Below are 13,969 nucleotides of genomic sequence, written 5' to 3'. Positions count from 1 at the left end.
TTTACGAACATTATGCGAGAATCTACGCCATGTACTGTGCTAGCGTCTTTTGAATTTGTTCTTTTGTGTGGTAACCCACGAGTGTGTCCACAACATTACCGTCTTTCTTGACGATTAACGTTGGAATCCCCATGATTCCAAATTTTGATGGTGTGTCAGGATTTTCATCCACATCCATCTTTGTAAACGAAACTTTATCACCCATTTCGTCGGCTAATTGTTCCACAACTGGTGATTGCATTTTACATGGTCCACACCAAGTTGCCCAGAAATCGGTTACCGCAACACCTTTATTAGTGTCTGCCTCATAGGTTTTGTCTGTTGTTACATTAACTGCCATAAACATTTAGCCTCCATTCACTAACTTTTTGTACGTAAACATAGTGTACTCTTTTTTGGGGAACACGCAATTCTTTTGCTTATCTCTACAAACTGACCACTTCACGCAGTCAATACGCCTTTAGTTGTCTTCACTAACCAAGTTTGACAACGGTTGCGCCATCACCACCGGCGTTTGCTGGTGCAAAACCAAAGCTTTTGACCCGCGGATTAGACCGTAAGTACTCTGTTACTCCTTGGCGCAGTGCACCAGTTCCTTTACCATGGACAATCGTCACTTCACCAAGATTAGCCAACAATGCTGAATCGATAAAGCGATCCACTTCACTCATTGCGGCGTCGTAACGGTGACCCCGCAAGTCTAATTGTGCCTGCGCGCGTGCACCAATATTACTGTGAACAGCTGTACGGCTGGCACGTTGTTCCTTTTCATTGGCGGTTGGTTCATTAGACTTTTCAAGATCTGAACCGTCTACTTTCATCTTAAGCGCACCCATTTGAACTTCCCATTCATGCGCACTCAATTGACGATTGATCGTTCCGTGTTGGCCATAAGATTTGACGACCACAGCATCTCCAGGATGGAACGTATGCTTTTTTCTCGCACGTGCCAATACTTTATTGTTAGCCAATGATGGGTCTTGTCTTAACGCATTAAGCTTTCCTTGGGCGTCAATGAGCTCGTTCTCGCGAACGCCAGCTCCCTGCTTCACTTCCATTTGACGCAGGTGATGAATGATCTTGTCAGACTGTTTCTTGGCATCTGCCACAATGTGATTTGCTTCTTGTTTTGCCACATCTAGCTGATGCGTTTTTTGCTCCGTGAATCGATCAAATTGAGCAGTCAACTCGGTCTGTAGCCTCGTCGCATCAGCTAATTGTTCAGCCAACGCAGCTGCCTCATCCGTAGCTTGTTTACGTTGGGCAACAAGATCCCCAATCATCGCATTCAAATCTTGGCTATCTTGACTCGTTAGCTCACGCGCCGCCGCGATAATATCTGAACGCAATCCTAATCGCTGTGAAATTTCCAGTGCGTTTGAACGTCCTGGAATGCCTAATAGTAGCCGATAAGTTGGCTGTAATGTCTCCGCATCAAACTCCATGCTGGCATTCGTTGTCCGTGGTCGATCATAGCCATAAGCCTTGAGTTCAGGATAGTGGGTAGTGGCCACCACGTCCGCGCCAATCGTTCCAAATGCATCTAGAATGGCAATCGCTAACGCGGCGCCTTCTTTAGGATCCGTTCCTGCGCCGATTTCGTCTACCAGCACTAAACTGTTTGACGTTGCTTGATTTAGTATTTGAATCAAATTGTCCATATGCGAGCTAAACGTACTTAGCGACTGCTCAATGGACTGCTCGTCACCAATATCAGCAAAAACATTGTCAAAGATAGCGACTTGACTGCCCTCAAATGCCGGAATAAATAGGCCGGATTGTGCCATTAATTGGCTTAGCCCCAATGTTTTCAAAGTAATTGTTTTACCACCTGTATTAGGTCCGGTGATGATGATTGCATCGTAATCGTCGCCAAGTGTGATGTCATTAGGCACGGCTGTTTCAGGATCCAATAATGGATGCCGCGCCTGTCTTAAGTTAATGTGTCCATCTGTGCTCAATTGTGGCTCTGTCGCATTCAATTGATGCGCATAACGGGCCTTAGCATTCACAAAATCTAGATGTCCCAACACATCCGCATTTGCCAAGATATCTTCACGGTGTGGTGTTAGCACGGCCGATAATTCTTGTAAAATACGGGCCTCTTCATTACGTTCCTGAACCTGGCTTTGTCGCAAACGATTGTTTAAGTCCACCACATCTTCTGGTTCAATATATAAGGTTTGACCGGATTGACTTTCATCATGAACGACACCGCCCAAACGTCCGCGATACTCTGTTTTGACCGGGACAACGTAACGATCATTACGCATCGTGATAATTGGCTCACTCAAATAACGGGCCTGCTTGCCACGAACGTAATTTTGCATACGAGACCGAATTAGGTCTTCGGTGCTCTTAATGCGGCGACGAATTGCGGCCAGTTCCTCACTTGCAGCATCACTAACCCGACCATCTGGCTCAATCGCGGTGTTTAACTGACGAGTTAGGTCAGGCAATGCAACAATTTGTTTGGCCGTCTCATTGAGTTGTCGCAGCTCAGTTCCGTCCTCCGCCAGCTGACTGAAGAAAGTTCTGACGCTCATTGCAGTTTGCAAAACACGACCAACCGCAGCTAATTCAGTTCCGTTTAGAGCTGCATCGATGGCCAATCGTTTCATGTGCGGGGTCAAATCAGCCAGTTCCGGCAACGGGATACCGCCTTTGAGCCTAAGAATGTCCGTGGCATCCTTTGTTTCGTCCAAACGTCGCTGAATGATACTGGGATCCGTTGCCGGCTGTAATTCAGCAAGCTCTCTATGACCAATCGGCGAGCTTAACATACCGGTCATTTTTTCTTTTACTTTATCAAATTCGAGGGTTGTGAGCCCACGTTTATTCATCAATTTATATTCAGTCCTTTTCTACCGAGTCAGCCACCATTGAAAGATTTTTTCTGACAACAGTGGTGTTTGGTGCAAAATCCAGTGGCTTACTGGTGAATGTAATAATTGATCATGTATCCATGCTGCCGGCCAGACAGAAGCAATTGCGAGACCAAAAAAGATTAATACATACATCAGTAACCCGGCAATCAACGCACCACTCAGGGCGTTGATACCGTGAATCACCGGAATATTGGTAAATAATTTTAACGATCGCGTTAACCAGCGAAGAAGAAGCAAGCCAACAATCATCAACAACCAAAAGGCCAAACCGGCGGACCAAAAGTGATTCACCTGACTGTTTAATAGCTGATCATTAGCGGTTGGTTGATGATTCATCGGCAACAAATGGGCCAGCCACCCTGCCACTGTTGGCATTAATAGTTTGACAATGATAATGACAAACACATAGCCAACTGTCGTGGCAACTTCAACGACAAAACCACGCCGATACCCTCTACCCAACGCGATAAGCGGTAATAATATAACAATTAACGATAACACCATACTGTTACGCTCCACCTATTTCTAAATTTAAGTCAGTTAACGCAAGCAGCGCTGCACTCCTCATGAATAGGAATACAGCGCCGTCATTAAACACAAGTCAGTATACAAGTTAATTCGACATGTTTGAGTCATCATCGAGGAAAGTATTTAGCATTTCCTCAACCATGTCCCATTCGTCGTCATTCTCAATCGGTGATAGCTCGCCTTCTGTCGAACCATCTTCCTCAGGATCAAATGCATATGCCTGAATGTCCACCTCTTCATCATCTGCCGCGCTGGCTGGATAAAGTAAAATGTATGATTTGCCATAATCGTCTGACTTAAACGTAAATAAAACATTATAAAGTGTCTCATTGCCATTATCGTCAACTAGTGTAATTTGTTGTTCGTCGTTGTCTTCCGCACCACTGTGTTTTGTTTCTGCCATTTTGGTTCCCACTTTCTTTATTACGATTATGAAGAATTTCTACAAAATTAAACGACTGATTGTCACCTTAGACATCCGACAATCATGCCTGTGTCAGTTTACCATGACCGTCTAAATAATTCTGCAAAATTAGAGCAGCAGCTAACTTATCGATTACTTGTTTACGCTTTTTACGTGAGGTGTCTGCTTGTTCAACGAGCATTCGTTCTGCCTCAACCGTTGTCAACCGTTCATCGACAAAGTCAACCGGTTGGTGAAAGCGCTCAGTGAGTAACTCACCATAATGTTGCGACGCCGCCACGCGTGGTCCAAGCGTGTTGTTCATATTTTTCGGTAATCCCAGCACAAAGCCCTGTGTCCCATGAGCCTTGACCAACGCTTCAATTCGATCTAAACCGAATTCACCCTCATCTTCATTGATGCGGACAATTTCAACACCTTGCGCGGTCCAACCAAAAGCGTCACTGACTGCAACACCCACGGTGCGTGAACCAACATCTAATCCCATTAATTTCATTTATTACTGTTGTCCGCCTTTAAATATGAACGTACTAGTTCTTCAATAATTTCGTCGCGCTCATGCTTCCGAATCAAATTGCGAGCATCATTCAAACGTGGAATGTATGCTGGATCCCCCGATAACAAGTACCCGACAATTTGATTGATCGGGTTATAGCCCTTTTCTTCAAGTGCAGCATACACCGTTGTTAACGTATCATGCACGTCTTTTTGTTGCTGATTATTAAAATCAAAGAACATGGTTTTATCTGTCGTACTCATCTGTATCCCTCCATGGTCAATCAACCCAACGGACTTCCGCGTGCAGTTACAGACCATTACCGTGAGCCTTAAAATCTACACACTCCGATTAATAACTATTCTACTGAAACATTAGCCAAATAACAATTATCCAGCCCATTGTAACCGTATTGTCAAATAAACAGCCCCAAACTGAAACAAAAACAGAAACTAACGATGTTTTCACCGTTAATTTCCGTTTTCAATAAACACATATGATCAATAACACCATTAGTTACGTTTAATTACACAAGTAACTTTTAGTGAGCCAGTGCTTTAATTTATTATTTTTCCAGCCAAGTCTTGGCCTGAGTCAAAGCTTCGCTAATACCATCTGGGTTCTTGCCACCGGCCTGAGCCATGTCAGGACGGCCACCGCCACCACCATTAATAGCTGGCGCGATCGCCTTGATAAGATCACCCGCTTTGCGGCCGGCCTTAACCTGATCCGGTGCCATTGCCACTAACAAGCTGGCCTTACCTTCATTGGCAGTTGCCAATACAAGCACATCTGAAGGTAACTTTTGTTTCCAATCATCGGCTAGTTGCCGTAATTGACCCATGCCAGCAACGTTAACCTGCTGAGCAATTAGGGTTGTTCCGTTGACAGTTTCAATATTGTCAAATGCACTAGCCGCTTGTTGGGCAGCCATCTTAGCTTGCAATGCGCGCTGATCGCTTTCAAGCTGTTTGACTTCACCTTGAAGTGCTTCAACACGATGTGGCACTTCCTTTAGTTGTGGCGCCTTAACCAATGCAGCAGTTTGGCTCAACAAGTTTTCCTCATCGTTTAAGAACTTAAATGCATCTCCAGCTGTGACGGCCTCGATCCGGCGGACACCGGCACCAACACCAGTTTCTGACACAATCTTGAATAACCCCAGCTCGTTTGTATTTGAAACATGGTCGCCACCACAGAATTCTGTGTTGAAGTCGCCAACAGAAACAACCCGCACCCGTTTACCATATTTTTCAGAGAACATGGCAATGGCGCCCATCTTCTTAGCCGTCTCAATGTCAGTTTCCACAGTTTTTACAGGGATTTCAGCAAAGATTTGATCATTAACCATCTGTTCAACCTTATGCAAATCTTCACTGGTAACTTGACCAAAGTGTGTAAAATCAAACCTCAAGTAATGCGGTTCAACTAATGAACCTGCCTGAGCAGTATGCGTTCCCAGTACGTTACGCAGTGACTGGTCTAACAAGTGGGTAGCTGTATGATTTTTTTCGATCTTGCTGTGTCGTGCAGCATCTACCGTTAACGTATAAGTTGCGCCTTTAACCAGCTTGCCAGTCACCTTCACTGTATGCAAGTTCTGACCGTTTGGTGCATGTTGAACATCCGTAACTTTAGCTACTTGGTGTCCATTTTCATCAACGATACTGCCAGTATCGGCAACCTGACCACCCATTTCTGCATAGAACGGTGTCATATCAAAAATAACTTCGGCACTGTCAGCATTCTCATCGGCCTGATCGACTAATTTTTCATCAACAATGATATCCAGCAACTTAGCATTTTCAACCGTTAATTGGTTATAGCCCACGTACTTGCTAACTGACTTAATATCCGTTAACAAGGCACGCTGAACACCCATTGATTTAGCTGATGAACGCGCATTACGGGCCCGGGCACGCTGCTTTTCCATTTCGCTCTTAAAGCCTTCTTGGTCAACGCCTAAGCCTTCGTCACCTGCATATTCGGTGGTCAATTCAACGGGGAAACCGTAAGTATCAAATAACTTAAAGGCTTCTGCCCCGTCTAACTGCGTTTTTCCAGCAGCCTTTGTTGCAGCAATCGTATCATTCAACAACGATAAACCAGTGTCCAAGGTCACATTGAACCGATCTTCCTCAGAATGAATAACGCCGGCAATATAATCAGCTTGTTCCAGAACGGCTGGGTAATGACTCTTCATAATTTCGCCAACAACTGGCACAAGCTTGTATAGAAAGGCTTCGTTAATACCTAACTTTTTACCATTCAAGATGGCCCGGCGAATCAATCGACGAATGACATAGCCACGGCCTTCATTTGATGGCAATGCACCGTCACCGATAGCAAACGTAACTGCCCGAGCGTGGTCAGCAATAATTTTGAAGGAAACGTCATCAGTCTTGTTAGCCTCATACTTTTTACCATCAGAGAGCTGTTCTGTCGCCCGAATGATTGGTAAAAACAAATCCGTTTCAAAGTTGGTCCGGGCATGTTGGAACACAGAAACAACCCGTTCCAATCCCATCCCCGTATCAATGTTTTTATGCGGCAATGGTTCGTAAGTACCTTCCGGCGTGTGGTTAAACTGTGAGAACACAATGTTCCAAATCTCTAGGTAACGTTCATTTTCACCACCGGGATAATTTTCTGGATCATCCTCAGCAACATTGTTCATTTCTTGACCACGATCATAGAAGATTTCTGAGTCAGGACCTGAAGGACCTTGACCAATATCCCAGAAATTATCCTCTGCCTCCACAATATGGTCTTCTTTAACACCGGCATCTAGCCACTCTGCCTTAGCGTCAGTATCCTTTGGGTAAACTGTGATGTACAGTTTTTCTGGATCGAAATCAAACCATTGTTCGCCGGTTAATAGTTCCCAAGCCCAGTGAACAGCGTCATGTTTGAAGTAGTCGCCCACGGAAAAGTTTCCCAGCATCTCAAACAACGTGTGATGACGCGCCGTCCGACCAACGTTTTCAATATCATTAGTCCGAATACTCTTTTGTGAACTCGTCATCCGTGGATTATCAGGCACAACGGATCCATCAAAATATTTCTTCATCGTTGCAACACCAGAGTTGATCCATAACAAAGTTGGATCATCCACAGGAACTAGTGAAGCACTAGGCATAATTTTATGACCGTGCTGTTCAAAAAAATCAAGGTACATTTGCCGAACTTGGCTACTTGTTAATTCTTTCATGACTTTCCTTTCATCACCTGTGACAGAAACAAAAAACAACACTGCCGCTTGCAAAGACGGCCAAGGGCCGCGGTACCACTTTGCTTGCAACGATGTTGTCGTTAACCACTCACTCATAACGCTGAGTCGCGTGTTTGTTTTAAAACAAGTGTTTATCAAATTTTATTCAAGGGAGCACAGTCACGCTTACCTCGCCCTTTTCACCGGCCAGAGCGTCGCTTAAAAGTAAGTTCATGCTGCATATCCTTGACTGTTTTTTAGTATAGCATTCACGCTTAGCATGTCAATTTGTTTTCAGAAAATTAACAGGCTACACCTCAGTTGCTTTCAGAACTAGTGACTTCTATTTGATCGTTGGGATTCACCTTGACGCCGATTTTGACGTCGCTGGCTACGAGCCGATTCACGCATTTCAATCCGCTTGTCCGCCTGAGCTTTCCGCTTAATGGCCGTCTTAATCTGATGCTTATAACCAGGCTTAATCTTCTTTTTCTTTTTCTTGACCATCCCCACTAAGGTCGGATCAAGTTTTTCATGAGTAGCCGTTCGCTGGAAACGACGGTTCCGGTCGTATGAATCAACGACTTCACCATGACGAACATCCTTCGGGGCAAACTTAACACCAAGTTTTTCAATCTCAGCAATTTCGTTTTCTTCACCAGGTTTGTACAGCGTAATTGCAATGCCGGGCATTCCGTTTCGACCTGTCCGACCCACTCGGTGAATAAAGAAATCAAGATCATGCGGAATATCATCGTTAATAACGTGTGATACCCCTTTAATGTCAATTCCACGGGCCGCTAAATCAGTTGCAACAACATATTGGTAATCTAAGTTTTGAACTTGCTTCATAACCCGTTTACGCTCACGCGCCTGTACGTCACCGGAAATCATGGCAACCTTTAACCCACGACCCTTAAGGTAAGCAGTAAGTTCAGCAGTTCGTTGTTTTGTATTACAAAATACCAACACTAAGTACGGTTCCCCCATCGTCAGTAATTCGTAGATTAATTCATCTTTTTGTTTACCCTTAGTCGAAATCAACCAGTTATCAATTGTTGGGCTGATAATTGAAGTTACAGGAATTTCTTCTACCACAGGGTTCGTCAAATACTTTTTCAAAAATGGCTGCAATTTCTGTGGAATTGTCGCAGAAAAAACCATCATTTGAAGATTCTTTGGCAACGCACCAGCTATTTTATCTACGTCCTTTAAAAAGCCCATGTCTAACGTCATATCTGCTTCATCAATTACAAATTGATGAGCCGTATGCAAATCTAGTTCGTGTTCTTCCATGAAATCGCGTAAACGACCTGGCGTTCCAATAACCACTTGTGGCTGATGTTTATCTAATTGGCGTTCTTGACGTGAACGATCAGTACCACCAACATAATTGGCAATTCTAATCTGATCCTTGAAATGACCAGCCAATTGCTTTGCGTCCTCATAAATCTGGCTAGCCAGTTCACGTGATGGCGTCGCAATAATCGCCTGTACTTCATCAACGTCTATCTTTAATTGATCAAAAATTGGCAGCAAGAATGCGTGAGTCTTCCCGCTTCCTGTTTGTGACTGGCCAACTACAGATCGACCGCCTAAAATCACAGGAATAAGCTTAGCCTGTACTGGCGTTGGCTTAACAAAATTAATTTCCTGCAGTGCTTCCAATAACTCCGGTCGCAACTGTAAATCCTTAAATGTTTCCGTCATTGTTTCTCCTTTAACGCGTGAATCATCACGACTCACATTAGCGTTTACTTATCTTGGGCTGTCAGTGTTTCAAGCTTAGCAATCATCAGTTTAACCTCATCAAGATCCTTAGCTTTGGCACCACTTGCCAGCGGATGACCACCGCCATTGTGTTCACGAGCCAAGCCACTAATAACAGGCCCCTTGGATCGTAAACGGACCCGATAACTGTGATCATCTTGTTCTTCAAAAATGGCCCATGTCTTGACACTGTCAATCTTGCCAGCCATGGGAACAAGACTAGCAGTTCCAGCATCACCTAAATTAAACGATTTAATCGTGTCTGCGCTCAGAATAACATGCGCTGCACCAGATGCAGAAATCGTAAGGTGCTCATACAAATACGCGGTCAACCGAGCCACTGGCAAGGACATTTCATCTTCCATCTGATTAACAGCAACTGCATCAATACCAGTCTCCATCAACTGTGCCGTTACGGTCATGGTATGAGGCCGCGTATCCGAGTACAAGAATCGACCAGTATCGCCCACAATCCCCGCGTAAAGGACCCTCGCTGCCTCCTTAGAAACCTTCAGGTCAAAACGATTGGCAAAATCGACAATCATTTCAGACGTACTCGATGCATCCTCTTCCACCCAGCTCAAATCGCCAAACGGATCATCATCAGGATGGTGATCTATTTTGATAACTTCCTGACCGCGGCGCCATCGCTGATCATCCACTCGAGGTTCGTTTGCGGTATCCAACACTAAAATGAGCGCAGAATCGAACTGAGCATCCTCTACTTCATCCATTTCTGCTAACCAAGCTAATCCCGGAATCTGCTTACCAACCGCAAAGATTTTCTTCTCTGGAAAAGCCTGTTGCAGAATTTTAGCCAGACCAACCTGTGAGCCAACAGCATCTGGATCTGGTCGCTGATGCCGGTGAATAATGATTGTCTGTTTACGTTTAATGTCATCAAAAATTGCCTTTTGCACGTCCATCTTTTGTTGGACCTCCACTTATCTCGTATCTGCAAGTATAGCGAAAAAAGCCATTAAACACAAAGCAGACTCAATCAATTTAAAATGCCCGATCAGAATTCAACGAATATAGTGGCAAACTTAAGTTTTCAAAAGTTAACGGATCTAAGTTGGTCATGGTAATGCCTAACAGCCGAATCCCCTTACTCAAGTCAGCCGTATCATCGAAAATTTCATGAGCCGCTTCATAAAGTACCGTGGCGTCATTTTCAAAATATTCAGCCTGCGTTTGACGCTTTGTTATCGTATTAAAATCAGCGTCACGAACCTTTAAAACAATCGTTTTCCCATGACGCTGTTGCTTGTTTAGATGACTGACCAAATCTGTAGCAAGCAATTGTAATTGGGTTTCGACATCTGCTTCGTTATCCAACGGTGCATCATACGTTTCTTCGCGACCAATTGACTTGCGCGCTCGTTGCCATTCGACTGGGCGGTCATCACTACCACGCACATGACGATAGAGACTGTACCCTAATTTGCCGAAGTTTTGCATCAGATCTGCCTCCGACCATTTCAGCAAATCAGCTCCGGTCAAAATTCCCAAATCATGCATCTTAGGCACTGTTTTCTTGCCAACACCACGAAATTTCTCAATGGGCAGCGGTGCAAGAAATGCCTCTGCATCGCCGGGTAAGACGACTGTCACACCGACCGGTTTAGCAAAATCAGATGCCAATTTGGCAAGAAATTTATTGTAGGAAATGCCGGTTGAACAAGTTAAATGAACCTTTTCCCAAATTTCGGCCTGTAGCTGATGGGCTAGAGTCACTGCAGAATCAATTTCTTGCTTGTTATTAGTAACATCCAAATAAGCCTCGTCGAATGCAATCGGTTCAATATGATCTGTATATTCGTGAAAAATTTGGTGAATCGTTGCTGAAACAGCACGATACTTCGTGAAATCTGGTGTTTTAAAGATTGCCTTGGGTGCCAGTTTCTGCGCTTCCTGCGCGCTCATTGCTGAATGTACACCCAGTTTTCGAGCAACGTAATTGGCCGTTGTCACAACACCATGACCGCCCGTTTCTCGTGGATTGCGCGCGACAATCAGCGCTTGATGACGAAATTCAGGATGATCACGTTCTTCAATTGACGCGTAAAAAGCATCCATATCCACATGGATAATTTTCCTTTCCGCATTAACTGTGAGTGGGATTTTTAACAACGTATTGGCCACCGATTTCGCCCCCCTTTTCACCCAGACTGATTTCAACTTGAATTAACTGTATGTCCATTTTAGCAAACGTACGTTCGTTTTACCAGAATAAAAAAGGTCAACACGGTAACCCCGTGTGACCTGTCTTATTCTGCAGTTTATGCAAAACAATTATTCACTATCTTTTTCAGTAGCTTCGCTGGCAACACTGTCAGCGCTTTGTGCAACGCTACTAGTAGCTTCACTAGTTGCACTCGTGGCTTCACTTGTTGAAGCAGTTACACTACTTGTAGCCTGGTCAGTAACTTTAGCGGTGCTTGTTGATTTAGGCGTTTCTACGTGATGAATGGCCTGCAGGTCAAACACAAGGTAAATTCCGTCTGCATCAATTGTAACCGTCTTGTTAGCACTGTCGAGTGAATCAATCACACCGTGCATACCGCCGATGGTAACCACGCGATCACCCACGTGAAGACCACTCATCATTTCCTTACGTTGATCCTGTTGCTTACGATTAGGACGCATGATGAAAAAGTAAAAGATTGCGACAAACAAAACAATTAGAAGTACTGAACTCCATAAGTTACTTCCTTGAGCAGCCGCACCGACTAAAGTCGTTGTTAAAGAGCTTACCAATTTATCCACCTCATTCATTTATTCTGTAGAGTACTGTAACAGACTTTCCGACGCTTGCCAAACGAATCCAGCAAATTAGTCCCCTTTTGGTTCGGGAATTTTTAAATGTTGGTAAGCTGCCGAAGTCACGGTTCGACCCCGTGGTGTTCGTTTGATCATGCCAATTTGTAGCAAGTATGGCTCATAAACTTCGGCAATCGTATCCGATTCTTCACCAATGTTTGCCGCCAATGTGGTCAAGCCAACCGGTCCGCCATCATAATATTTAATCATGGTTCGAAGCAATTTTAAATCCACTTCGTCTAAGCCGAGATCATCCACGCCTAAGACTTTTAGCGCATGATCTACGATTTCAGCATCAACGGCATCGTGATCACTAACCTCAGCAAAATCGCGCACCCGTTTTAATAGCCGGTTAGCAATTCGGGGGGTGCCACGAGAACGACGGGCGATTTCATGAGCCCCCTCCTTAACGATCTGAGTCGCAAGGATATCGGCAGAACGTAACGTGATTTCTTCCAAGTCAGCGGTCGAATAATAGTTCATATGTTCCACAATCCCGAATCGATCACGCAAAGGTGCTGACAGTAAACCTGCTCGCGTAGTCGCCCCAATCAAAGTAAACGGAGGCAGCGGAAAATGCACCGGATGAGCTGTGGGACCCTGGCCGACAACAATATCAACGAAAAAGTCTTCCATTGCGGAATACAACATTTCTTCGACAATTTTTGGCAAACGATGAATTTCATCGATGAACAAAATATCGCCGGGCTGAAGCTCGTTTAACAAGGCAATTACGTCACCCGGCTTTTCAATCGCTGGACCACTAGTTGTTTTGATGTTTACGTGCATTTCATTAGCAATCACCATGGCAAGCGTTGTTTTCCCTAAGCCAGGTGGTCCATAAAGGAGCACGTGGTCTAATGATTCTTCACGGGCACTAGCAGCCTGAATATAAACTTCTAACTGATGTTTGACGGTATCTTGACCAATATACTGTGCCAACGTTGCGGGTCTTAAAGAACGCTCTAAAGACTCTTCCTGATCATCCACAGGCTCATTTGACATTAACTCGTCGTCCATAACAGTCCCCCTTCTAGTTTATTGCCTGGTTTCTACCCGGGCTTCGGCATCACTCTCAAACGTGCACCTAACGCCCAGAAGTCTGTGCATAAGATGAAGCTGAATGATTCGGAAATTCACCGAATACTTCACCTTCCCGTTATTGCTCAACTTCTCCCGGGCTTCGGCATCACTCTTTCAATCATACTACGCTTGAGTTAACAAACGTAGGGCCTGACTTAAATAGGCATCCGTACTTGTTGTTTGATTATCATCTAATTTTTTTGCCACCCGTTTTACGTCGGTACCACTGTAGCCTAATGCGCTAAGCGCCGCCAACGCATCACGAAGAGCTGATGAATTAACAGTAGGTCCTGTTTCGACCTCTGTAGCTGACGTAACGATTCCAATATCGCCCAATTTCCCCTGTAAATCCAAAACAATTTGTTGTGCCGTCTTTTTACCAATACCAGGAAACTTCGTCAGATACTTAACATCATTATTTGTAATTGCACTAATTAGGCCGCCATGATCTTCGTTTGCCAAAATGGCCAGTGCACTCTTGGGACCGATACCTGATACGTTAAGCAGTTTTAGGAATAACTGCTTTTCTTCACTATCGACAAAACCAAACAAGTTAATGTCAGTATCGCGAACAGCTTGGTAAACGTAGATTTTAACGTTCTTTTTAGAATCCTCTTGAAACCGGTACGGGTTCGCTGTTTGTAACAAATAGCCGACCCCGTTTACTTCAAGAACAACATAGGCCGGCGTCACCACCGTCACGAGACCAATTAAATACTCAAACATTCATTTTCCTCCGTTTGCAT

General features: G+C 44.4%; 13 protein-coding genes. All 13 read right to left on the bottom strand.

Annotated features, from left to right (window positions below):
• Nucleotides 1-22: 22 nt before the first annotated feature.
• The 13 genes from trxA to ruvA all read right to left on the bottom strand — a co-directional run bounded on the left by trxA (nucleotide 23) and on the right by ruvA (nucleotide 13,949).
• Nucleotides 23-340: a thioredoxin gene (gene trxA, locus GB993_RS10815; protein WP_161000873.1), complete on the bottom strand. Its 318-nt coding sequence runs from the start codon at nucleotides 338-340 to the stop codon at nucleotides 23-25.
• Between the two features lie 133 nt (nucleotides 341-473).
• On the bottom strand, nucleotides 474-2,843 hold the full coding sequence (locus GB993_RS10810; protein WP_161004337.1) for an endonuclease MutS2: 2,370 nt from the start codon (nucleotides 2,841-2,843) through the stop codon (nucleotides 474-476).
• Between the two features lie 21 nt (nucleotides 2,844-2,864).
• Nucleotides 2,865-3,392, bottom strand: a complete 528-nt coding sequence (locus GB993_RS10805) for a CvpA family protein (RefSeq protein WP_161004291.1) — start codon at nucleotides 3,390-3,392, stop codon at nucleotides 2,865-2,867.
• A gap of 109 nt (nucleotides 3,393-3,501) precedes the next feature.
• On the bottom strand, nucleotides 3,502-3,819 hold the full coding sequence (locus GB993_RS10800) for a DUF1292 domain-containing protein (RefSeq protein ID WP_017261181.1): 318 nt from the start codon (nucleotides 3,817-3,819) through the stop codon (nucleotides 3,502-3,504).
• 82 nt (nucleotides 3,820-3,901) lie between these two features.
• Complete coding sequence (gene ruvX, locus GB993_RS10795; RefSeq protein ID WP_161000871.1) at nucleotides 3,902-4,336, bottom strand: Holliday junction resolvase RuvX; 435 nt, start codon at nucleotides 4,334-4,336, stop codon at nucleotides 3,902-3,904.
• Nucleotides 4,333-4,599 carry an IreB family regulatory phosphoprotein gene (locus GB993_RS10790; RefSeq protein WP_017261183.1) on the bottom strand — a complete coding sequence of 89 codons (267 nt, stop codon included), beginning with the start codon at nucleotides 4,597-4,599 and terminating at the stop codon, nucleotides 4,333-4,335. Before GB993_RS10790 ends, ruvX begins: the two co-directional genes overlap by 4 nt.
• Nucleotides 4,600-4,901: 302 nt before the next feature.
• A complete protein-coding gene (gene alaS / locus GB993_RS10785) occupies nucleotides 4,902-7,547 on the bottom strand; it encodes an alanine--tRNA ligase (protein ID WP_161004336.1) in 2,646 nt (881 codons plus the stop codon).
• A 333-nt stretch (nucleotides 7,548-7,880) separates the two neighbouring features.
• On the bottom strand, nucleotides 7,881-9,257 hold the full coding sequence (locus GB993_RS10780) for a DEAD/DEAH box helicase (protein ID WP_161004290.1): 1,377 nt from the start codon (nucleotides 9,255-9,257) through the stop codon (nucleotides 7,881-7,883).
• A 44-nt stretch (nucleotides 9,258-9,301) separates the two neighbouring features.
• Entirely contained in the window at nucleotides 9,302-10,243 is a 942-nt protein-coding gene (locus GB993_RS10775; protein WP_161004289.1) for a DHH family phosphoesterase, read from the bottom strand.
• Nucleotides 10,244-10,322: 79 nt separating this feature from the next.
• Entirely contained in the window at nucleotides 10,323-11,462 is a 1,140-nt protein-coding gene (gene dinB, locus GB993_RS10770) for a DNA polymerase IV (RefSeq protein WP_161004288.1), read from the bottom strand.
• 150 nt (nucleotides 11,463-11,612) lie between these two features.
• A complete protein-coding gene (yajC, locus tag GB993_RS10765; protein WP_225439104.1) occupies nucleotides 11,613-12,077 on the bottom strand; it encodes a preprotein translocase subunit YajC in 465 nt (154 codons plus the stop codon).
• 75 nt (nucleotides 12,078-12,152) lie between these two features.
• The gene (gene ruvB, locus GB993_RS10760) at nucleotides 12,153-13,160 is read right to left on the bottom strand and encodes a Holliday junction branch migration DNA helicase RuvB (RefSeq protein ID WP_017261190.1); all 1,008 of its coding nucleotides are present in this window, start codon (nucleotides 13,158-13,160) and stop codon (nucleotides 12,153-12,155) included.
• A gap of 186 nt (nucleotides 13,161-13,346) precedes the next feature.
• Nucleotides 13,347-13,949, bottom strand: a complete 603-nt coding sequence (ruvA, locus tag GB993_RS10755) for a Holliday junction branch migration protein RuvA (protein WP_161004286.1) — start codon at nucleotides 13,947-13,949, stop codon at nucleotides 13,347-13,349.
• Nucleotides 13,950-13,969 lie beyond the last annotated feature (20 nt).

The sequence above is a fragment of the Furfurilactobacillus milii genome (assembly GCF_009864005.1).
GTDB classification, from domain to species: Bacteria; Bacillota; Bacilli; order Lactobacillales; family Lactobacillaceae; genus Furfurilactobacillus; species Furfurilactobacillus rossiae_B.
Note: the sequence above shows the minus strand (reverse complement) of the source record. Positions and strands in the feature narration are given on the sequence as shown.

Coding starts and splice junctions, on each gene's coding strand:
- trxA (WP_161000873.1), bottom strand. CDS start 340: ATGGCAGTTAATGTAACAACAGACAAAACCTATGAGGCAGACACTAAT.
- ruvX (WP_161000871.1), bottom strand. CDS start 4,336: ATGAAATTAATGGGATTAGATGTTGGTTCACGCACCGTGGGTGTTGCA.
- GB993_RS10800 (WP_017261181.1), bottom strand. CDS start 3,819: ATGGCAGAAACAAAACACAGTGGTGCGGAAGACAACGACGAACAACAA.
- GB993_RS10805 (WP_161004291.1), bottom strand. CDS start 3,392: ATGGTGTTATCGTTAATTGTTATATTATTACCGCTTATCGCGTTGGGT.
- GB993_RS10775 (WP_161004289.1), bottom strand. CDS start 10,243: ATGGACGTGCAAAAGGCAATTTTTGATGACATTAAACGTAAACAGACA.
- alaS (WP_161004336.1), bottom strand. CDS start 7,547: ATGAAAGAATTAACAAGTAGCCAAGTTCGGCAAATGTACCTTGATTTT.
- GB993_RS10780 (WP_161004290.1), bottom strand. CDS start 9,257: ATGACGGAAACATTTAAGGATTTACAGTTGCGACCGGAGTTATTGGAA.
- ruvA (WP_161004286.1), bottom strand. CDS start 13,949: ATGTTTGAGTATTTAATTGGTCTCGTGACGGTGGTGACGCCGGCCTAT.
- GB993_RS10810 (WP_161004337.1), bottom strand. CDS start 2,843: ATGAATAAACGTGGGCTCACAACCCTCGAATTTGATAAAGTAAAAGAA.
- ruvB (WP_017261190.1), bottom strand. CDS start 13,160: ATGGACGACGAGTTAATGTCAAATGAGCCTGTGGATGATCAGGAAGAG.
- GB993_RS10790 (WP_017261183.1), bottom strand. CDS start 4,599: ATGAGTACGACAGATAAAACCATGTTCTTTGATTTTAATAATCAGCAA.